Genomic DNA, 19,141 nt, shown 5'->3' with positions numbered 1-19,141 from the left:
CCGGCCGCGCCGCTCAGCGGTGCAGGCCCCAGTACATCCAGGGTGAGACGTGGTCCGTCCACGGGTCGCGTTCGGCGCGTCGGGTGAGGCGCCGCAGGCGCATTGCGCGGTAGTGGATGCGCATCCACCTCCCGAACGTCGACGTGTTCTCGGTGCGTGGCGGCGCTCCCGTCCAGGGCAGTGCTGACTGATCCACGATGACCTCCAACCCCAGCTATCAGTGTTTGCTGGTGTACCGCCAGACTGCACGCTGGTTTTACACCTGTCAAGTGCGTATGCTGGTGTCATGGGTCGGCAGACGGATCTCGCGTTCCAGCGAGAAGACGAGGTCATCCCCGTGTCGGCGCGGCTGGTGCGGGACTTCGTGAACACGGTCGAGTACCAGGAGGACGAAGAGGGCTGGGAGCAGCCGTCTGACCTCGTGGCGTGGCTCGACGCGCGCGGTCTGCTCGGCGCCCGGCCTGCCGACATCGCGGCCGACGCCGACGATCTCGCGCTGGCGATGACCGTCCGCGAGGGCCTGCGCAGCGTGCTCGCGACGCACGCCGGCCACGACGCCGACCCGGAGGCGCTCCGGCGGCTGGATGACGCGCTCGCCGACCTGCCGGTGCGGGTCTCGTTCGGTCCGTCCGCGTCGTTCGAACTCGCCCCCGCCGCCGGCGACGACGTCCGAAGCGCTCTCGCCGGAATCTTGGATGCGGTGCGCGCCTCCCGCGAGGACGCCAGCTGGCCGCGCCTGAAGGTCTGCGACCGCGCCACCTGCCGCTGGGCGTACTTCGACTACTCCAAGAACCGCTCCAGCCGCTGGTGCACCATGGCGGGCTGCGGCAACGCCGTCAAAATGCAGGCCCGTCGCGCGGCCCCCTCCACCTGACCTGAACGGCGACGCGGCGGCGGGTCAGCCGTCCTTGCGCAGCTGGAGCAGCAGTTCCGGCGCCCGCGCGTCGAGCACGCGCCCACCGATCCGCACGCCGACGACCACCAGCACCGCACCGAGCACCACGCCCAGGACGAGCCCCAGCCAGCCCCACACCGCCTCGCGTGTGACCAGCGACATCACCAGCAGCACGATCTCGGGCAGGCAGAGCACGGCGATGATGCCCCAGGCCGCGAACGTCGGGCCGAGCAGCGAGATGTTCGAGCCCGCGCGCGACCGGAACGGGTTGTCGCCCGGCTCCGGCACCGGGAACACGAACCGTGCCGAGGTCACCGAGCAGACGGCGACACCGCTCAGCAGCATCCCGAGCGACAGCCCGAGCAGTCCGGGAGCCGGTAGCCAGTCGCCCTCGAACGCGGCGGATCCGATCACGATGAGGATGACGGCCGGCACGGCGAAGGTCAGCAGCGCCGAGGCGCGCCCCCACCGGTCTGCGCGGCCGGGGACCGCCTTGGAGACGTGGAGTGCGAACGCCGTGGAATCGTACGAGACGTCCGCGATCATTCCGATCCCCAGGGAGAACGCCACGACGGGCGCGGCCGCGAAGATGTACCCGGTCGAGTGGTTGATGCTCGCGTAGAACCACATGACGGCGGGCAGCAGCGGGATGACGAGGAGCTGTCGCAGGTACCTCGGGTCACGGAACCAGTAGGTCAGGCAGCGCGCGGCGATCGCACCGGCGGCGGTTCCGGGCAGCACCCCGAAGAGCCCCGACTTGCCGGGAGCGCGTACCCGAGAGGATGCCCGTGCCGGGGTCACCAGCGAGCGCGCGAGTCCCCAGCGCCACACCATCCACAGCACCGCGAAGGTTGCGAGGGCGATGAGGAGCCGCAGCAGGGCACCGAGCGGATCACCGGCGGCGACCGCGCCGGGCACGGCCCAGACGGCGCCGAGGGGCGACCAGCCGAGACCGGCGGCGATGGTGGGCAGGGCGTCGGCCGACGAGCGCAGTCCGCTCGTGATCCCGATGATGATCGGCCCGGCCAGGATCAGCGGGATGAGGATGAGCAGCCCGCTCGCCTCGCGGAACCGGCGGCCCGACGAGAGCCCGCTCGCGATGGAGGTCACCGCTCGCGAGATGACGATGCACGTCGCCGCCCCGAGCACGCCGGTCACCAGGGCGACCAGCGCGACGCCCGGCGAGCGCAGCCACGGGAGAGCGGTGCCCAGAGAGGCGAGCGTGGTCGCCGCTCCCGCGACCCCCACGGCGCCGCTCAGCAGCATCCCGAGCATCAGCGGCCGCAACGCGATCGGGTAGACGGCGAGGTGACCGGGGTCGAGCGTCTGTTCGACGCCGGACAGCAGAAGCGGGAAGACCGCCCAGCCGAGCACGGCGGCCGAACCCGCGAGCACGACCGCGGTGGTGGCGACCTCGGCGGGCGCGAACGACAGCCCGACCAGTGCGCCCAGAACCACCAACAGCAAGAACGCGCCGTAGACCGCGCCGATGATGACGGCGACCAGCTGGCCGGTGCTCCGGCGGAACGAGTTGCGCAGGACCAGCAGACGCAGCCTTACGAGTGTCGCAACCACTCCGGCCCCTCCCCGACCCGGCGTCCGCCGACCAGCTCGACGAAACGGTCCTCCAGCGTGGATCCGGCGCGCACCTCATCCACCGAACCTGCGGCGATGACGCGGCCTTCCGTGATGACGGCGACGTGGTCGCACATCCGCTCGACCAGGTCCATCACGTGCGAGGACACGATGACCGTGCCGCCGCCGTCGACGTACGTGCGCAGGATGTCGCGGATGTTCGCCGCCGAGACCGGGTCGACCGACTCGAACGGCTCATCCAGTACCAGGACGCGCGGCGCGTGCACCATCGCGCCGGCCAGGGCGATCTTCTTCGTCATACCGGCCGAGTAGTCGACGACCAGCGTGCCGCCGGCGGACTCGAGGTCGAGCAGCTGCAGGAGGTCGTGCGTGCGCTGCTGCGCGGTCGCGCGGTCCATGCCGCTCAACAGTCCCGCGTACTCCACCAGCTGCTGCCCGGTCAGGCGGTCGAACAGGCGCACCCCGTCCGACAGCACGCCGACCATCGCCTTCGCGATCAGCGGCTGACGCCACATGTCGACGCCGTGGATGAGCACCTCGCCCGAATCCGGGCGCAACAGCCCGGTCGCCATGCTCAGCGTCGTCGTCTTGCCGGCGCCGTTCGGGCCCACGAGTCCGTAGAAGCTGCCCGAGGGCACATCCAGATCGATCCCGTCGACAGCGTTCTTCTGACCGAACCGCTTGTGCAGCCCGCGGATCCTGATCGCCAGACCGTCGTCCTCAGCCACGCGCACCCCCTCACGTCTGGGCTCGCGCGCACCTCGCGCGTGCCGTCAACCACCCTATCGGCGGGTGTGGCCGGTAGGCCCCGGAGTACGGCCTGCCCGACAGGTGGGCGGGACACACAGTACGCGGCACGCCTGGCGCCCCTGGTCGCTGTCGGCGTGCCGCGCCCTGTTCCGAGCGGGGGAGGGAACGCCCGCCAGGGAGTCATTCGGAGGCGGAAGGGGGATCGGATGGTCCAGCCGCGCTTGGAGCCCTCAGCTCCCCAAAGGCCCGGTGTAGGAGCGCGCCTGCACGGGGAGCGCCATTGCCGCCCCGTAGGCGGCGACCGCGGCGCGCAGTCCCTCGGCCCCCGCCGGCCGGAACCGGTAGTGCAGCGTGCCGGTGAACTCCTGCCGTGCCTGGAAGTTCGTGAAGTGCAGGTTGTTCATGACCCAGCTATTGATGTGGCCGGCCGGTGCGTCGAGGCTCCGGGCCCATTCGCCCGTATGGAAGCCGCCCAGCTGCACGAGGGGAGCATCCACCGTGCCCCACAGGACGGCGGTTGTGCCGTCCGAGTTGCGGACACCGATGGCGTGCTGGATGGAGTACCAGTCCTTGGACGTGTCCGGCAGCTGTTCGGAATCGGCCGCGAACACGGCGCCTGCGGTCTCGAGCAGGAACTCCGGGTCGGAGACCGCGAACGGGAAGGCGACGAAGATGCTCTCGGGCCCGAATCGCTCGGGTTTGGCGATGCTCACAGCGAGGTCGATGTCGTCCAGGTCGCGGAACAGCGTGAGGGTGTGGGATGCGGTGAGCTGCCCGTCCAGCTCCGATGACCAGTGGATGCGGGCGTACGCGTCCGTCTCGGTCACCTGCGGCGTCGTGCGGGACGCCGCGTGGGACCGCGCGAGCTCGGGGCCGAGGAACGCCGGATTGAAGTTCTTCGGGTTGACGAAGATCGCGTGCGAGCGGCCTGCAGCCGTGACGGTCTCCGTGACGACGGACCCGAGGCCGTGCGGCGACGCGGGATCGACGAGTTCGCGACCGGAGGCCAGGTCGATCAGCGACACGACACCGCCGCGAGCGGGGTCGACGGTGGCGCGGAACCGACCGGCTTCGATGGTGGTGCCGTCACGCGGCGTCGGCTCGTCCTCGGTAACGGGAAGCACGGCCACGGATGTGGGCGGAAGGTCGGCGACGAGCGTCACGCGCCGCGAGCCGTCCACCTCCGCCTCGACCGCCTCCCGACGAGGCTCGTCGGAGAGGTTGGCGACCAACACGCCGTCGGCAGGCGCGGGATCCGCGCCGGATGCGGCCAGCCGGTACAGCGCCTCCACGTTGAGATCGCGCGCGAGATCCCACGCGCCGTAGGCGAAGGCGGCCTTCGCGTTCCAGTGCGAGTGGCTGAAGTGCGAATGCGGCTTGGAGTACGTCTCCCACGACCCCCAGGTGTGCTCGCCGAACAGGAGGAGTTCCTCCTCCACGCGTGCGAACGTCTGCTCGAGTTCGGACTCGTCGCGCACCCGCACCGGCCCGCGCCTGTACCCGAGGACCGTCGCCAGCGCCGGCTCACCCTCGCCGCGCTCCCCCGCCAGCCGCAGCGCAGCGCGGGCCGAAAGGGCGAACCGCCGCGCCTCGCGGTAGACCGCCACCTCGCGGGCCGTCGATCCGTGACCGTGCGACCACCAGTCGGCCCACTCGCCCCGCAGCACCGGCAGGTCGTCCGGCGCCTGCGCGGCAAGCACATCCAGAGCGGAATCGATGGTCGCGGTCTCCATCGGCCGGCCGGGATGGCGGTCGTTCCAGTGCCGCACCACGCGCGTGAACAGGGCGGTCGGCCAGCGGTTGTCGTTGCCGGCGTGCACCACGCCGGTGTCGAACGGATAGTCGTCGCGAGCGTCGAGGCGCTCGACGAACTCCAGGATGCGCTGCTCGGCGAGCTCCACATCCCCGTCGACGATGCCCCACTCCTCGCCGAAGCCGTAATGCGTCGACAGGAGGGTGAAGACGCGGCGGCCGGATGGGGCCTCCCACCAGAAGGCGCTCGGCTGTTCCAGCGGCGCCCGGCCGTGGTCGGGGTTGAGCGCCATGACCAGCCGGTCGATGCCGGCGTCGAGCATGGCGTCGGCGACGCCCCACGCGATGCCGTTCACGTCTCCGTGCTGCTCGGTGCGCACCGGGATGCCGGCGTCGCGGATCGGTCGGAGCGAGCGGTAGGCGGCCTCGAACTCGGCGAGATCGGGGAGCTGCGTCATGTTGAGGTACCCGCCCGTGACGGCGATCGTGCCGTCGGCGACGCGATCGCGGAGCTCGCGCACCTCGTCGTCCGTGGCGGAGCGGAGGAAGTTCAGCACCGGCCGGGCGACCTCGAACGTCCAGCGGAAACGGTCGGGGTCGGGGCTCGCGGCGTCGTCAGCGGCGGCGAGCCGCAGCACTTCGCGCACGATCTGCGCGTGCATCCCGTCGATGATCCGGGGGCTGTTGGTGTAGCCGACGTCGTGGTGGGTGTGGCCGAGCAGCAGCAAACGGCGGATGCGGGGCATCGGGGCCTTCCTCGCGGGTCGTGTGGCATCGTTGCCATACGACCCTAGGGCTTGAGGAGCGGCGACTTCAAGCGTAAGAAACAATCAAGTAACGAAAACCGGCTCTCCCCACCCGGTCCCCTTGTGAAGTGCCTCATCGCTGCATTAGCGTGCGATGTGGGAAGGTTTCCATACTGTCGCCATCAAACCCCGGCAGCAGGGGATCCCGTACCTCTTCGCACGGGCGAGGACGCCCGCTGCGACACCACTGAAGGGAAATCAGATGAACAAGAGGCACACCGCCCTCGCCGCGATGGCAATCACCGCGTCGGTGGCGCTCCTCGCCGGTTGCAGCTCCAGCGGCGGCAGCTCGTCCGGCGGGGACTTCTCGAAGGACACCAAGGGCAGCCTGAACGCCTGGGGCTTCGACAACGCCGACGAGGTCGGCACCTCCCGCATCGATTACGCCAAGGACCAGCTCAAGGGCGTCACGATCAAGATCGACCAGACCCCGTTCGACGCGCAGAAGTTCACCACGCGCGTCGCGGGCGGAAACGTCCCCGACGTCGTGCAGATGGACCGCCAGTTCGTGGCGACCTACGCGGCGCAGGGCCTCATCCAGCCGCTCGACCAGTGCTACTCGGTGCACAACGTCGACCCGAAGAAGAACTACTACGGCTCGGTCGTCGACGACATCACGTACAAGGACAAGATCTACGCGGTGCCGCAGTTCTACCAGCCGCCGGCGATCATCACCAACGAGCGCGTCATGAAGGCCGCGGGAGTGACGGATTCCGACATCGACACCTCCAAGCCCGACACGCTGGTCGCGGCGGTCAAGAAGATGTACAAGGCGTCCGGCGGTAACCCGGCCGTCCTCGGCTTCGACCCGCAGGCCAGTGGCCAGGCCGGGCTGTGGCTCCTCGCCAACGGCGGCCAGGTCATCGGAAGCGACGGCAAGCCGACGCTCGACGACCCGAAGAACGAGAAGGGCCTCGAAGTCCTCAAGCAGATCACCGACGCTCAGGGCGGCTACGCCAAGATGAAGAGCTTCACCGATTCGTTCGACTTCTTCGGCGAGAACAACCAGTACGTGAAGGACCAGGTCGGCGCTGAGGTCAACGCCCAGTGGTACGTCAACGTGCTGACCCCGTTCGTCGACAAGGTGGACATCGGCGCCGTCCCGTTCAAGGACAGCGACGGCAAGCCGTTCACGGTCGCCTCCGGCACGTCGTTCGTCATCCCGGTCGGGGCGAAGAACAAGGACGCCGCGTGCGCCTGGGCGCTCAACCTCACCAGCGAGAAGGCGTGGGAGGCTGCGGGTGCGGCCCGTGCCAAGACGATCGAGAAGACGCCGGGCGCGATCAACACCGGCCTCTTCACCGGCTCCCCGGAGGCGGACAAGACGCTTCGTGAGAAGTACGTGAAGCCGTCCGGCAACGCGGGCTTCGACAAGGCGATCTCGACGTACTACGACGTGGTCGGCAGCGGCAAGTCGTTCGGTGCCTCGCCCGCCGGTCAGCAGATCCAGACCGAGCTGCAGAACGCGATCCAGTCGTACCTGCTCGGCAACAAGTCGGCCAGTGCGGCCCTGAAGGACGCGCAGGCCGCGGCCGAGAAGGCCTACCAGCAGGCCACCAAGAGCAGCAAGTAACGCGGCTCCCGCCAGGGGCGGTCTCCTTCGGGAGGCCGCCCCTTCTGCGTGCGCGGGGGGTGCGCGCGCGTGTGGGTGGGGGCGCGCGCGTGGGGGCATGTGCGTGGCATCACGTCCCGCCCCGTGCCCGAGTGGTGACAAGTTGTCGCCACTCGTGTCCCGTTCCAGCATCCGCTCACCACTCGCGCCCGCTCCGGGCCCCCCGGTCTAACGAGGCGGCAGGAGCCGCGAGGTGCTCGTAGTGGCGGTGCCGCGCGGCGTGTCGGGTGCATCTGCGAGCACCTCGCGGATGTCGGGCGACGGGAGTGGGAGCTCCTTCGGAGCGAGGCCGCCCGAGCGGTGACAGGTTGTCGCCACTCGCGTCCCGTTCCAGCATCCACTCACCACGCGCGCGCTCCGGGCCGCTCCGGCCTCTCGGGGCGGCAGGAGCGGCGAGGTGCTCGTAGGTGCGGTGCGGCGAGTCGGGCGCACTTGCGAGCACCTCACCGAACTAGGGCGGGACCGGGAAGCTCCTTCGGAGCCATCTCCGACCGGAGCTAGCTGCGATCCCGGCAGGCAGGACGGCGGGTGACATCGCTGGCGACCAGCAGCGGCCCCGTCCAACTCGGAACGGTTGGTCCCCTCCCGCCCGCGGCCGATCCGGAATCGTCGCTACGGGGGTTAAACGCCACCGGGCGCGGTGGACGATGTCCAACCGCGCCCGGTAACGGGGTGAGCGCTCAGCCCTTGCGGCCCTGGGTCGCCACGCCTTCGATGAAGTACCGCTGGCCGAATCCGAACAGCAGCAGCATGGGCAGTGTCACGATGAGGGCGGCGACCATGACGTACTGGTAGTCGCCGTGCCCGCCGTTCGTCGGGCTGAAGGTCGTCATCGCGTACGAGATCCCGAGCGGGACGGTGAAGCCCTCGACGCCTCCCGCGTTCAGGTAGATCAGCGCTGCCTGCAGGTTGTTCCAGCTGGCCTGGAACTCGAACAGGAAGATGATGATGAACGACGGGATGCTGAGCGGCATCGCGATCTTGGTGAACAGCTTCCAGTAGCTCGCGCCGTCGAGGCGTGCGGCCTCGAACAGCTCTCGCGGCAGCCCCATGAAGAATTGCCGTTGCAGGAAGATGTAGAACGCCGACCCGAACAGGTTCATCCCGAACAGTGGCAACCACGTGCCGATGAGGCCCAGGTTCTTCCAGATCAGGTACTGCGGAACCATGGTCACCGCGCCCGGCAGCATCATCGTCGCGAGCACCAGGCCGAACAGCAGCGTCCGCCCCGGGAACTTGAAGTACGCGAACCCGAACGCGACGACCGAGCTCGAGATCGCGACGAGGCCGGCGGCGAGGATCGCGATGAGGACGCTGTTGCCGATCCAGTTGAGCAGGGGGAGCTTGTCCCACACGTCGACGTAGTTCTGCGGCGTGAACGTCTTCGGCCACAGGGAGTTGTCGAAGACCTCCTGCCGCGGCTTCAGGCTCGCGGCCAGCAGCCACGCGAACGGGTAGAGGAACAGCAGTGCGAAGCCGATGGCGACGATCCAGAGGACTGTCTTGCCGACGATCGTCTTCGGCTTGTACCAGCGGCCGCCGACGGGCTTGTCGCCCCGCCTGTTGGGGGCGCCGCTGCCTTGCAGCTGGGGGGCGTCCAGCTCGGAGGCGAGCGGGGCCAGGGCCGCGGCAGCAGTGGACTGGGTCGCGGAGGACATCACTTGTCTCCTTCGTAGTAGACGAGGCGGTTGCTGACCTTCACCTGGATGAGCGTGATCAGCAGGATGATCACGAACAGCAGCCACGCCATGGCCGCGGCGAAGCCGAAGTTGAACTGGCGGAAGGCCTGCTGGAAGAGGTACACGCCGTAGAACAGGGATGAGTCGGGCGAGGCGTTCGTCTGATCTCGCCAGAACAGCAGATACGCCTGGTCGAAGACTTGCAGCGCGGCGATGGTGAGCACGACCACGTTGAAGAAGATGGCCGGCGAGATCATCGGGATGGTGATCGTGAAGAACTTGCGGATCGGACCGGCCCCGTCGAGCGACGCCACCTCATAGAGGTCCTGCGGCACGTTCTTGAGTGCCGCGAGGAAGATGACCATCGTGCCGCTGACGCCCCACAGGGTCATCAGGACGATGGACGGCTTCACCCAGTTCGGGTCGATCAGCCACTGCGGGCCTTCGATGCCGAAGATCGCGAGGAACCGGTTGATCGCTCCCGTGTTGCCGTTGAGCAGCAGCAGGAAGATGGATGCGGTCGCCACGGCCGGCGTCATCTTCGGCAGGTAGTAGATGGTGCGGAAAGCGCCCGCGCCGCGTCCAACCCAGTTGAGCAGGAGGGCGAGGAGGAGCGCGAAGATGATCTCCAGCGGCACGGCCATGACCGCGTAGAAGAGCGTGTTTCCGAGCGACAGCGCGACCTTCGGGTCGTTGAACAGCTCGGAGTAGTTCTCGAATCCGGCGGGACTCGCGCTGTTCGTCGCCAGGTTGTAGTTGCTGAACGAGATGAAGAGGCTGTACAGCATGGCGCCGAGCGTGAACACCAGGAAGCCGATGATCCACGGGCTGATGAAGAGGTAGCCCGCGATCGCCTCTCGCCTGTTGTACTTGGTGCCCCGCTTCTTTTTGGCGGGCTTGCGGTCGCCCGTTCGGGTTGTGCTGCCTGACGTGTCAGTGAGGACGGCCATCACCGGCCCCCTTTCGCGTCATCGAGCTCGGTGATCCTCATCGCCACCCTTTCGATCCGTCCCCCGCCTCGTCGGCGCGGTGTGGCATCGTTACCACATAGCAGCGACTATAAGTCCTTCCGAGCGTGCCTTGCAACCGGAGCCCAGGCCTTTCCCGGGCGGGGACCGGCCTCGACGCGGATGCGACCCGTCTCGGCTATGTGGGCGGTGCCGACGGGGGAACTGCCTGTGTGAGGGGCACGGTACACCCGCATCCCGGCACCGTCACCCGGCTCGCTCAGCCCACTCGCTGTCGTACCGCCCCCTCCTCACCCCTCCTCCGCACCCCCCACGACGGTGAGGTGCTCGTAGTTGCGCGTTCGGGCGGCGTGTCGGGCGCAACTACGTGCCCCTCGTCGCTCAACGGGGGGAGTTGGGCGGGGGGAGGGCGAGGGAGGGAGGGGGGCGAGGAGGGGGCTGGCGCCGGGCGCGGGCGGTGAGCATTAGGGTGGGATCGCCGGGCGTCAGGCCGTCCGGCGCCCGTGGGAAGGGTGCGATGATCGAGAACGACGCCGATGGGGCACCGCGTCGTGCCACGCTGAAGGATGTCGCGCTGGCGGCCGGCGTGTCGCAGTCGACGACGTCGCGCGCGCTCAGCGGCGAAGGGTACGTCGCCGCGGGAGTCCGCGAGCGCGTCCTCGCCGCAGCCGAATCGCTCGGGTACGTGCCCCACGCCATGGCCCGCAGCCTGCGCAAGCAGGACAGTCGCACGATCGGGGTGCTCGTCTCCGACCTGCGCAACGCCTTCTATGCCGACCTGGCTGCCGGCATCGCCGCCCGGGCACGCCGCGAGGGTTACACGATGATGCTGGTCGATGACCAGGGGTCGACCGAGGCCGAGATGGATGCGGCGCGCGCGTTCGTCGCCACCCGGGTCGCCGGCGTGATCGTCACTCCGCTCTCGGGCGACGTCTCCAACTACCTGATGCGCCAGCACATCCCCGTCATCGAGGCCGACCGTCAGTTCTCGGCCGGCCGCACCGACGGCGTGATCGTCGACAATGCAGGCGTCGCGAAGCGGATGACGGACCACCTGATCGACCTCGGCCACCGCCGGATCGCCCTGTTCATCGATGAGACGACCTGGACCACCGGTGGCGAGCGCGCCGCCGGTTACCGCAACTCGCTCGAGGGATCGGGGATCCCGGCCGACCCGTCCCTGGTGATCTCGACCGGGTGGGATGCTGACGGCGCCCGCAAGTCGGCGATCGACATCCTGGCCCGCCGCGACCACCCGACCGCGATCTTCGCGGCGAACAACCTGCTCGCCGAGGGCGTTTGGCGGGCGACGAACGACCTGGGGCTCCGCATCCCGGAAGATCTCAGCATCGTGTCGTTCGACGACTCCGAGTGGATGAGCATGGTGAGCCCCGGAATCACCGCCGTGGCGCAGGATGCGGTGTCGCTCGGTGAGACGGCGCTCGGCCGCCTGCTCGGACGTCTGGCGAACCCGGCCGCCGAGCCGCAGACCGTCGTGCTGGAGGCCCAGGTGCTGCCCCGCGGGTCCACGGCGGCGCCCCGCGCGCTCTAGTCGCGCGCAGCGCCCCGCGAGTTGCGACATCTTGTCGCGACTCGACGCGCGATCCCGCAACGACTCACGCTTCAGTACGCGGGAGTGGAAACGATCCCATAAGTGCGGAAAGATGGGGCCCGTCGAAAGGACGGACGTCATCACGCACACGCACACCCCCTCGGATCCAGGGCTGATCGTCGCGATCGACGGCGGCAACTCCAAGACGGAGATCGTCGTGCTCACCGATGGCCCCGGCGGCCTAAGCGAGCGGCTGCGAGCGATCGGAGCGGGCAGCGGGGCAGGGCCCCACGCGGTCGGCGCCGCGGTGGCGGCCCTCCTGCAGGAGCACGGCATCGACGCGACGCGGGTGCGCCGGGTCTCCGCTGCTGTCGCCGGCCTCGACTTCCCCGGTGACGAGGAGGGACACCGCGCCGCGCTTGCGAGCCTCTTCCCGGCCGCGGCGATCACCGTCGTCGGCGACGCGATCGCCGTTCTCGAGGCGGGCGGCGGAGCGGGGGATGCGCTGGCGATCGTCTGCGGCGCCGGCCTGAACGCGGTCGCCCGCGGTCCTCGTGGGCTGGCGACGGTCCCCGCCCTCGGTTGGGCGAGCGGCGACTGGGGCGGCGGCGACGAACTCGGCCGCGAGGCGGTGCGTGCGGCGGCGCGCGCCGAGGACGGCCGCGGTCCGGCCACAGCCCTCCTCGACCTCGTCCTCGCCGAGACGGGGATGACGGACACCGTCGAGCTGGCACGCGCGATCCGCGACGGGACGGTGCCGTTGCGCCAGGTGGGCGCCCTGGCCGCCACGGTCGCGGGCGCGGCCGCCCGAGGCGACGCCGTCGCAACGGAGCTGATCGGCCGCGTGGCGCGCGAGGCCGTGCTGCTCGCCGACGTGGTCGCCGGACGCGCCTGGGCGGACGGAGTCGTCCCGCCGCGCACGCCCGCAACGCTGGCGGGTGGACTGTTCGCCGACGACGGGTTCCGCACGGCGGTCTCCGACGGCCTGCGTGACCGCGGCTTCGACCCGCGCCCGCTGGAGTTCCGGCCCGTGGATGGGCTGGTGCGCGCCCTTCGCGACCGCGCCGCTGCCGGCACTGCGTCTGCACCGGCTCCTGCGCCCGCCGCCGGGCGCATCCTGAACCCCCACCCCCGAGGAGAGGACCCACGATGAAGGTCACGGTCATCGGCGCCGGCTCCACCTACACGCCCGAGCTCGTCTCGGGCCTGTGGAACGAGCGCGAGCGTCTCACGGTCGACGAGTTGTGGCTCATGGACGTCGACGGGCCGCGCCTCGAGATCGTCGGCGGCATGGTCCGGCGGATGCTCGCCCGGCAAGGGGCCGACGTCCCGGTCACGCTGACCACCGACCGCACCGCCGCGATCGAGGGAGCGGATGCGGTCCTCATCCAGCTGCGCGTCGGGGGCCAGAGCGCGCGCCTGCAGGACGAACTGTTCCCGCTGGCATGCGGCTGCGTCGGCCAGGAGACGACCGGCGCAGGCGGGCTCGCGAAGGCCCTTCGGACCGTCCCCGTCGTGCTGGACATCGCCCGCGAGGCGCGGGAGCGGGCGAATCCGGGCGCCTGGATCGTCGACTTCACGAACCCGGTCGGCATCAACACGCGCGCCCTGCTCGATGACGGCCACAAGGCCATCGGACTCTGCAACTTCGCGATCGGCGTGCAGCGCTGGATCGCACGCGAGCACAGCGTCGAGCCGCATCGTGTCGAGGTCGACCCGGTGGGCCTCAACCACCTCTCGTGGGTCCGGCACATCCGGGTCGACGGCGTGGATGTGCTCCCCGCGATGATCGAGGAGCGCTCCGACGAGCTCGGGCGCCGCGGTGGAGTGCCGGGCGAACTCATCCGCGATCTCGGCGTCCTGCCCTCCTACTACCTGAAGTACTACTACGCGCACGACGCAACGGTCGCCGAAATGAACGCGGGGACGCCGCGCGCGACCGTCGTCGCAGACGTCGAACGAGAACTGCTCGCGCTGTACGCGGACCCGTCCGTCGACACCAAGCCGCCGCAGCTCGAGGCACGCGGCGGCGCGTTCTACAGCGAGGCGGCCACCGCGCTCCTCGCCTCGCTGGTCGCCGGGACGGGCGACACGCACGTCGTGAACATCCGCAACAACGGCCTGATCGCCGGGCTCGCCGACGACGACGTGGTGGAGACCCTGTGTCGTGTGGATGCCTCCGGCGCCACTCCCTTGCCGCAGCCGCCGGTGGCGCCGGAGCTGCTGGGGCTGATCCAGCACGTCAGCTCGTACGAGCGGCTCGCGGCGCGTGCCGCGGTGACCGGTGACCGGCGGCTGGTGCGGATGGCGCTGCTCGCGCATCCACTCGTCGGCCAGTGGGATCTGGTGACGGCGCTGGAAAGGGGCCTGTTCGGGACCGGCGGCGACCTGCTTCCGCAGTTCGCGGCGGGAACGGCGCGCGCATGAGCCGCTCCGCCGACGTCGTCGTCTACGGCGCCACGTCGGCGGGCGTCGCTGCGGCTGTCGCCGCGGCCGAGGCCGGCGTTCGCACCCTGCTGGTGGAGCCGGGCGGGCACCTGGGCGGGATGACGTCCGGCGGGCTCGGCTACACCGACGTGGGCGACGTGCGGGCATTGGGTGGCGCGGCCGCGCGGCTGCGCGCCGACATCGCCGAGCACTACGGCACCGCTCCCGGCCACTACGCGGGACCGGAGCCGCACGTCGCCGAGGGCATCTTCCGGCGCTGGCTGGAGCAGGCCGGGGTGGACGTGCTGTTCCATGCGCGCCTCACCGGCGTCGAGACGGTCGAGGGTCGCGACGGCCGGGAGGTGCGCGCGATCACCGTCACGAGCGGCGAGCGGATCGACGCGGGCGTGTTCATCGACGCGGGTTACGAAGGCGATCTGCTCTCGGAGGCCGGAGTCCCGTACCGGGTCGGGCGCGAGGATCGCAGTCTGTACGGCGAACGCTTCGCCGGCCGGCAGGAGCTCGTCCCGGGGATGCACAACATGCCGCCGTGGGTGTCGCCGTTCGCCGGCGACCCGACCGGTCGCACGGAGGGGCGCATCCTGCCGCAGCTGCACGACCGGCCGCTCGCCGCACTGGGCGAGGGTGACGGTGGCGTCATGTCGTACGGGTTCCGGGTGTGCCTGACGACGGCGCCCGATCGCATCCCGTTCGACCGGCCGGACGACTACGACGACGAGTACTGGGAGCTGGGTCGCCGGCTCTTCGCGCGTGACCGGCACGAGGGCGTCGAGCGCACGGCCGGGCGCATGCTGGGCCTGGAGCCGAACCTTCCGGGCGGGATGGCGGACGGCAACTCGCTCGGTCCCCTGTCGCTGAGCGTGCTCGACGGGTCGGCATGGGAGTACCCGGAGGCGTCAGCGGAACGCCGCGAGGAGTTGCGTCGGCATCACGTGGCGCACACCCGCGGGTTCCTGTACTTCCTGTCGCACGACCCGGCGGTGCCGTCGGCGATCCGCCGGGAGCTGTCGCGTTGGGGGCTGCCGCGCGAGGAGTTCGCCGACACCGGGCATCTGCCGCACCAGCTGTACGTGCGCGAGGCGCGGCGCATGGTCGGCGAGCGCGTGCTGACCGAGCACGACCTGCTCGCGGGTACCATCCCGGCCGACACCGTAGCGCTCGGTTCGTACCACATCGACATCCGCGAGGTGCAGCGGATCTGGCGCTGGGTGTACGAGCATCCCGAGCCGATCGGCACCGTCTTCACTGAGGGGTACCTCTCCGTGCCCGTGCCGCTGTATGGCATCCCCTACTCGACGCTGCTCCCGCGGCGTCAGGATGCGGGCAACCTGCTGGTGCCGGTGTGCCTGTCGGCCTCCGCGGTGGCTTTCGCGTCCGTCCGGATGGAGCCGCAGTACATGATGCTGGGCCAGGCGGCCGGTGTCGCGGCGGCGCTCGCCGTGGACTCAGGCCGTGCGTTGCACGACCTCGATCGCGACGTGCTCACGGAGCGCTTGCGCGACTCCGGACAGGCGCTGGCCGGCTAGCCGGGTCGCGCCCTTCTGCTGCCGCCCGTCTACAGCTGCCGCGGCCTCGGCATTTGCCAGGCCCTACTGCGCAGGCATGATGGGCCGCATGGCGAAGTCGACCGCTGGCCGCCGCATCCGTCTGCGTGTTGCGGGCGTGCTCAGCCTGATCCTCGGTTTGGGGTTCGGGATTCCGGCGGCGGTCGGCGCCTGGTACTTCGGGACCCACGGCCAGGTCTGGCAGTTCCTGGGCAACCCCACGAACGGAGACGGGCCGTTCGTGGAGTGGGGCGTGCCGAACTCCGTTGCGTTGATGGTGGCATTCGCGGTCGTCTGCGCCGCGGACGTGTTGTGCGGGGCGCTACTGCTGGCCTCGAGCCGCGTGGGAGTCGTCCTCTCGGTGGTCCTGCTCCCGGTCGAGCTGGTGTTCTGGATCGGATTCCTCCTCCCGTTCGCCTTCCCGCTGGGCGTCGCGCGGGTCGTGCTGGTGCTCTGGCCGTCGTCGTCGCCGGACTCCCCGCAGGACGCCGCCGTTCGGTAACCACGGTCTGGTACCGGTGTCAATCCCCCTGACACGACAGGAATCCGGTGCCTCGTTAGGGCACTATGAGGGCATGGGAAAACTCGTCTACGGAGCGGGGCAGGAGTACGACCTCGATGACCGCGTGCTCAGTCACGTCAAGCTCGCCATCGTCGCCAAGCTCCGACGGCACGAGAGTTTCCTCCTCAACTGGGATGTTCCCGTCGAACAGGGTTCCGGCCGGGTCTCCCTCTGGATCAGTCGCGAGGTCCCGCTCGCGTTCCAGTTCAGCGGAAGCCGCCCGCCCGCGATCAACCCGCAGTGGCTGGAAGCCCTGATGCACACCTCCCAGCGCACCGGCGGGATGGTCATCATGCCCGAGGACGACGTCGCGAGGCACCTGCCTTAAGCAACCACCGGCCGACCACCCGGCCGCACCCGCACGATCCGAGCACATCGTCAATCCCGTGTTTTCGAGTCGCACCCGACTTAGCTTTGCTTGCATGGGTGATATGACCGCGACGGCGGTGCTGATGATGCTGCCGCGCCGTGCCCGGACCCCGGTCGCTGTCCTGGTGGATGCGCCGGTCCCGTCGTCGCTCCGCCTGGACGTGTTCGGCGGACGCGACCTCTTCGTGCGTATGCGTCGTGGCCCCGGAGTGCACGGGCTCAGCGAGCCGTACCGCGAGCAGCCGCGCGACGACTACCCTGCGGAGTCCGAGCCGGCCATCATCGTGAACTCCGACGAATACGTCCATGCCCGGTTCGCGTGCTCGGCCTCCGTCTTCGGGGCGAACGACGTCGTCGTGCTGGTGCCGCTCGACGAGGCGGGCGAAGCGCCCGCGCACATCCGCATCCCGATCCCGTCGCTCGACCGGCCGTCCTGGCACGAGTTCGAGCTCGTCTCGCGCACCCGCATGGAGTGCCGCTATCGCGTCGCGGGGCAGCGCGACGTCGTCCCGACCGGAGGTTCCCGTGCTGTATCAGCTGTCTGAGATCGAACGCCTTCTGGACGATGAGCCCGGGCTGTACGTCCGCTTCTCGGCGGGCTTCGCGGCCGACCTCGAGTCCGGCTCCGTCGACGCCGAGAGTGGCCTGCCGCTTCCCGGGCTGGCCGCGCATCCCCTCGACCCTGAGGAGTGGTGGACGCTGCCCAGCCGCGAGTGGGTCGCCCGCCAGCTGACTCGTCTCCCGGCCCCGCGGCACGCCCCGAAGGACGGCGTGCGTCCTGAGCGCTTCGCGTGGCTGCTGCGCGGTCGCCCGGCAGGTCACGGTCCGGAGGGCGAGGTGCTGGTCACCGACATCGAGGTGGTCGGCCGGTTGGCCGAGTGCCTGATCGAGCAGGCCGACCGGGTGTGGGGTGAGCGGTTCGACGCCGAACTGGGGCGGCGCGAAGCGGAGTTGGTATCGGTGGCGCATGCCTGAGCTCTCGTCCGCGGAGGTCGCGCGCGCCGGCGTCACACGTGTAGAGGCGACCGCGATCCTGCAGCTCATCTCGGACAGCCCGTCGGGCGGGACGGCGATCCTGTTGCGCACGCCGGAGGCCCCACCGTTCGTCGTGATGGGGGACGACTCCGAAGAGGGGTTCTCTCGGCTGCGCCGGGGCGCGATCGCGTACGGCGTTCCCGAGCTGTACCAGGTGCTGCCGCGCGACATGCTCCGCGCCGGCCACATCCTGCACGTCCGCGATGACCACCGGCCCGCGCATGTGGACAAGGCCGGCTCGGTGTTCGGTCCGGCCCCGGAGAAGCTGTGGGTTCCGCTCGCCGATGACGGTCGCCCTTTCGAGAGGGTGTGCGTGCCGCTCCCGTCGCTGGAGCGCCCGGCGTTCGTGGAGTTCGTTCTCGAGCACGACGGGGATGTGCTGGAGTACCGCCTCGACGGCGAGGCCCGCATCGGCGACGGCTACATCTGCTCGTACTGCGGCAAACTGTGCCCGCAGAAGGAGCCGCACACCGCCGCGCACGGCGTCGCGGGCCACACGCACGCCGGCGTCTCCGCCGGGCAGGACCAGGACGGGCCGGCTCCGGAGACCGGCCCCCTCGAGGTCCGGGGTCACCCCGGCCCCGGGGCTCAGCTGTGAGCCGCGCTCTGCGGCTGCTCGTCTGGCAGGTCCACGGCGGCTGGATGGATGCGTTCGTCCGCGGGCGTCACACCTACCTTCTGCCGGTGGATGCGGCGGGCGAGGGCGGCGTCGGCGCCCGCGACTGGCCGGTGAACGTGGTCGACGTCCCGGAGGCGGAGCTGTCCTCCACCCCGTTCGATGCGGTGGTGTTGCAGCGGCTGGAAGAGTTCGACCTGGTCGAGAGGCTCACCGGCCGCAAGCCCGCGGTGGACGTGCCGGTGGTGTTCGTCGAGCACAACACTCCGCAGGAGGGCGTCCCGAACTCGCGGCATCCACTCGCCGACCGCGACGATCTGATCATCGCCCACGTCACGCACTTCAACGCTCTCTACTGGGACACCGGGTCGACCCGGACGACGGTCATCGAGCACGGGGTCGTCGACTACGGCACCTTCTTCACCGGCGAGCTGCCGAGGGCGGCGGCGGTGATCAACGAGCCGGTGCGGCGCTGGCGGGTGACCGGCTCCGACCTGCTCGGAGGGTTCGCAGCGGTCGCACCCGTGGACGTGTTCGGAATGAAGGTGGAGGGGCTGGCGCAGGCGCTCGGCGTCGGCGCGGACCGCGTCATCGCCGCGGGTGACATCGAGGCGCCGCGGCTCTTCTCGGAGGTGGGCCGGAGGCGCGTCTACGTGCACCCCAACCGCTGGACGTCGCTGGGGCTGTCGCTGCTGGAGTCGATGACGGCCGGGGTCCCTGTGGTGGCGCTGGATGCGACGGATGCCCGCCGCGCGGTAGTGCCGGGCGTCGGCGCGATCTCCACGGATGTGACGGAGCTGCACGACGCCGTCCGCGCGTTCGTCGACGACCCGGGCCGGGGGGCGGCGGCGGGCGAGCGGGCGCGCGAGTGGGCGCTGGAGCGGTTCGGATTAGGCCGCTTCCAGGCCGACTGGGATGCGCTCCTGGAGCGCTGGGTGGGCTGACCCGGCCCCTGGG

Annotated in this window: 18 protein-coding genes; 12 read left to right on the top strand and 6 right to left on the bottom strand. The window is 70.2% G+C overall.

What is annotated here, in order from left to right; translation table 11 throughout:
* Positions 1 to 13: 13 nt before the first annotated feature.
* The gene (locus tag AB4Z18_RS17875) at positions 14 to 196 is read right to left on the bottom strand and encodes a hypothetical protein (protein WP_441784113.1); all 183 of its coding nucleotides are present in this window, start codon (positions 194 to 196) and stop codon (positions 14 to 16) included.
* A gap of 90 nt (positions 197 to 286) precedes the next feature.
* Here AB4Z18_RS17875 and AB4Z18_RS17870 point away from each other — a divergent pair, with 90 nt between their 5' ends.
* Positions 287 to 874 carry a CGNR zinc finger domain-containing protein gene (locus AB4Z18_RS17870; RefSeq protein WP_441784112.1) on the top strand — a complete coding sequence of 196 codons (588 nt, stop codon included), beginning with the start codon at positions 287 to 289 and terminating at the stop codon, positions 872 to 874.
* 24 nt (positions 875 to 898) lie between these two features.
* On the opposite strand, the gene AB4Z18_RS17865 is transcribed toward AB4Z18_RS17870, so the two are convergent.
* From AB4Z18_RS17865 to AB4Z18_RS17855, 3 genes are all read right to left on the bottom strand, one after another.
* Complete coding sequence (locus AB4Z18_RS17865) at positions 899 to 2,470, bottom strand: transporter (RefSeq protein ID WP_441784111.1); 1,572 nt, start codon at positions 2,468 to 2,470, stop codon at positions 899 to 901.
* Entirely contained in the window at positions 2,452 to 3,225 is a 774-nt protein-coding gene (locus tag AB4Z18_RS17860; RefSeq protein ID WP_441784110.1) for an ABC transporter ATP-binding protein, read from the bottom strand. Before AB4Z18_RS17860 ends, AB4Z18_RS17865 begins: the two co-directional genes overlap by 19 nt.
* Positions 3,226 to 3,471: 246 nt before the next feature.
* The gene (locus AB4Z18_RS17855) at positions 3,472 to 5,739 is read right to left on the bottom strand and encodes a hypothetical protein (RefSeq protein WP_441784109.1); all 2,268 of its coding nucleotides are present in this window, start codon (positions 5,737 to 5,739) and stop codon (positions 3,472 to 3,474) included.
* A 262-nt stretch (positions 5,740 to 6,001) separates the two neighbouring features.
* On the opposite strand from AB4Z18_RS17855, the gene AB4Z18_RS17850 reads away from it, so the two are divergent.
* Positions 6,002 to 7,372 (top strand): ABC transporter substrate-binding protein, encoded by a 1,371-nt coding sequence (locus AB4Z18_RS17850; protein WP_441784108.1) that lies wholly within the window; start codon positions 6,002 to 6,004, stop codon positions 7,370 to 7,372.
* Between the two features lie 719 nt (positions 7,373 to 8,091).
* On the opposite strand, the gene AB4Z18_RS17845 is transcribed toward AB4Z18_RS17850, so the two are convergent.
* Both AB4Z18_RS17845 and AB4Z18_RS17840 read right to left on the bottom strand, forming a co-directional pair.
* Positions 8,092 to 9,069: a carbohydrate ABC transporter permease gene (locus AB4Z18_RS17845; protein WP_441784107.1), complete on the bottom strand. Its 978-nt coding sequence runs from the start codon at positions 9,067 to 9,069 to the stop codon at positions 8,092 to 8,094.
* Positions 9,069 to 10,040: a carbohydrate ABC transporter permease gene (locus AB4Z18_RS17840; RefSeq protein WP_441784106.1), complete on the bottom strand. Its 972-nt coding sequence runs from the start codon at positions 10,038 to 10,040 to the stop codon at positions 9,069 to 9,071. Before AB4Z18_RS17840 ends, AB4Z18_RS17845 begins: the two co-directional genes overlap by 1 nt.
* 535 nt (positions 10,041 to 10,575) lie before the next feature.
* On the opposite strand from AB4Z18_RS17840, the gene AB4Z18_RS17835 reads away from it, so the two are divergent.
* The 10 genes from AB4Z18_RS17835 to AB4Z18_RS17790 all read left to right on the top strand — a co-directional run bounded on the left by AB4Z18_RS17835 (position 10,576) and on the right by AB4Z18_RS17790 (position 19,128).
* The gene (locus tag AB4Z18_RS17835) at positions 10,576 to 11,610 is read left to right on the top strand and encodes a LacI family DNA-binding transcriptional regulator (protein WP_441784105.1); all 1,035 of its coding nucleotides are present in this window, start codon (positions 10,576 to 10,578) and stop codon (positions 11,608 to 11,610) included.
* A 112-nt stretch (positions 11,611 to 11,722) separates the two neighbouring features.
* Complete coding sequence (locus AB4Z18_RS17830) at positions 11,723 to 12,763, top strand: BadF/BadG/BcrA/BcrD ATPase family protein (protein WP_441784104.1); 1,041 nt, start codon at positions 11,723 to 11,725, stop codon at positions 12,761 to 12,763.
* On the top strand, positions 12,760 to 14,037 hold the full coding sequence (locus AB4Z18_RS17825; RefSeq protein WP_441784103.1) for a 6-phospho-beta-glucosidase: 1,278 nt from the start codon (positions 12,760 to 12,762) through the stop codon (positions 14,035 to 14,037). Before AB4Z18_RS17830 ends, AB4Z18_RS17825 begins: the two co-directional genes overlap by 4 nt.
* The gene (locus AB4Z18_RS17820; RefSeq protein ID WP_441784102.1) at positions 14,034 to 15,584 is read left to right on the top strand and encodes an FAD-dependent oxidoreductase; all 1,551 of its coding nucleotides are present in this window, start codon (positions 14,034 to 14,036) and stop codon (positions 15,582 to 15,584) included. The genes AB4Z18_RS17825 and AB4Z18_RS17820 overlap by 4 nt, the downstream gene beginning before the upstream one ends.
* Positions 15,585 to 15,672: 88 nt before the next feature.
* Positions 15,673 to 16,104 carry a hypothetical protein gene (locus tag AB4Z18_RS17815; RefSeq protein WP_441784101.1) on the top strand — a complete coding sequence of 144 codons (432 nt, stop codon included), beginning with the start codon at positions 15,673 to 15,675 and terminating at the stop codon, positions 16,102 to 16,104.
* Positions 16,105 to 16,177: 73 nt separating this feature from the next.
* Entirely contained in the window at positions 16,178 to 16,492 is a 315-nt protein-coding gene (locus AB4Z18_RS17810; RefSeq protein WP_441784100.1) for a DUF7882 family protein, read from the top strand.
* A gap of 94 nt (positions 16,493 to 16,586) precedes the next feature.
* Positions 16,587 to 17,078, top strand: a complete 492-nt coding sequence (locus tag AB4Z18_RS17805; protein WP_441784099.1) for a hypothetical protein — start codon at positions 16,587 to 16,589, stop codon at positions 17,076 to 17,078.
* Entirely contained in the window at positions 17,059 to 17,508 is a 450-nt protein-coding gene (locus AB4Z18_RS17800; protein WP_441784098.1) for a DUF6098 family protein, read from the top strand. Before AB4Z18_RS17805 ends, AB4Z18_RS17800 begins: the two co-directional genes overlap by 20 nt.
* Complete coding sequence (locus AB4Z18_RS17795; RefSeq protein ID WP_441784097.1) at positions 17,501 to 18,166, top strand: hypothetical protein; 666 nt, start codon at positions 17,501 to 17,503, stop codon at positions 18,164 to 18,166. The genes AB4Z18_RS17800 and AB4Z18_RS17795 overlap by 8 nt, the downstream gene beginning before the upstream one ends.
* Positions 18,163 to 19,128, top strand: a complete 966-nt coding sequence (locus AB4Z18_RS17790; protein ID WP_441784096.1) for a glycosyltransferase — start codon at positions 18,163 to 18,165, stop codon at positions 19,126 to 19,128. The genes AB4Z18_RS17795 and AB4Z18_RS17790 overlap by 4 nt, the downstream gene beginning before the upstream one ends.
* Positions 19,129 to 19,141: the final 13 nt, after the last annotated feature.

It is taken from the genome of Leifsonia sp. 2TAF2, from assembly GCF_052115085.1.
Classification (GTDB): Bacteria; Actinomycetota; Actinomycetes; order Actinomycetales; family Microbacteriaceae; genus Leifsonia.
This window is presented reverse-complemented; position numbering and strand designations above follow the sequence as displayed.

Bases quoted from the DNA above. Each gene is read 5' to 3' on its own strand.
- AB4Z18_RS17845 (WP_441784107.1), bottom strand. From the start codon at position 9,069: ATGTCCTCCGCGACCCAGTCCACTGCTGCCGCGGCCCTGGCCCCGCTC.
- AB4Z18_RS17795 (WP_441784097.1), top strand. From the start codon at position 17,501: ATGCCTGAGCTCTCGTCCGCGGAGGTCGCGCGCGCCGGCGTCACACGT.
- AB4Z18_RS17825 (WP_441784103.1), top strand. From the start codon at position 12,760: ATGAAGGTCACGGTCATCGGCGCCGGCTCCACCTACACGCCCGAGCTC.
- AB4Z18_RS17820 (WP_441784102.1), top strand. From the start codon at position 14,034: ATGAGCCGCTCCGCCGACGTCGTCGTCTACGGCGCCACGTCGGCGGGC.
- AB4Z18_RS17815 (WP_441784101.1), top strand. From the start codon at position 15,673: ATGGCGAAGTCGACCGCTGGCCGCCGCATCCGTCTGCGTGTTGCGGGC.
- AB4Z18_RS17830 (WP_441784104.1), top strand. From the start codon at position 11,723: ATGGGGCCCGTCGAAAGGACGGACGTCATCACGCACACGCACACCCCC.
- AB4Z18_RS17855 (WP_441784109.1), bottom strand. From the start codon at position 5,739: ATGCCCCGCATCCGCCGTTTGCTGCTGCTCGGCCACACCCACCACGAC.
- AB4Z18_RS17850 (WP_441784108.1), top strand. From the start codon at position 6,002: ATGAACAAGAGGCACACCGCCCTCGCCGCGATGGCAATCACCGCGTCG.
- AB4Z18_RS17870 (WP_441784112.1), top strand. From the start codon at position 287: ATGGGTCGGCAGACGGATCTCGCGTTCCAGCGAGAAGACGAGGTCATC.
- AB4Z18_RS17810 (WP_441784100.1), top strand. From the start codon at position 16,178: ATGGGAAAACTCGTCTACGGAGCGGGGCAGGAGTACGACCTCGATGAC.
- AB4Z18_RS17840 (WP_441784106.1), bottom strand. From the start codon at position 10,040: ATGGCCGTCCTCACTGACACGTCAGGCAGCACAACCCGAACGGGCGAC.
- AB4Z18_RS17805 (WP_441784099.1), top strand. From the start codon at position 16,587: ATGGGTGATATGACCGCGACGGCGGTGCTGATGATGCTGCCGCGCCGT.
- AB4Z18_RS17835 (WP_441784105.1), top strand. From the start codon at position 10,576: ATGATCGAGAACGACGCCGATGGGGCACCGCGTCGTGCCACGCTGAAG.